At 59.7% G+C, this 243-nt stretch carries 1 protein-coding gene; it reads left to right on the top strand.

What is annotated here, in order from left to right; translation table 11 throughout:
- A partial coding sequence (locus tag OC610_RS29365) for a hypothetical protein (RefSeq protein ID WP_264433382.1) occupies positions 1 to 243 on the top strand: 243 nt, incomplete at both ends.

Here is a 243-nt window from a genome sequence, read left to right as displayed (position 1 = left end):
ACGACCCGTCGCCGCTGACCGACTTCGCCGCCGCGCTCACTTCCGCCACCGGCAGCGAGCTGCAGGAAGTGCTCGATTGCGTGCCGATGCTCAAGCGCATGGAAAAAGTGCTGCCGATGCTGCGCAAGGAAGTCGAAGTCGCGCGACTGCAAAAAGAGATTTCCGCCGAGGTAAACAGCAAGATCGGCGAACATCAGCGCCAGTTCTTCCTCAAGGAACAACTCAAGGTCATCCAGCAGGAGC

The organism is Pseudomonas agronomica (assembly GCF_025917275.1).
GTDB lineage: Bacteria > Pseudomonadota > Gammaproteobacteria > Pseudomonadales > Pseudomonadaceae > Aquipseudomonas > Aquipseudomonas agronomica.
The sequence above is the reverse complement of the archived record's forward strand: the minus strand, read 5'-3'. Positions and strand labels throughout refer to the sequence as shown.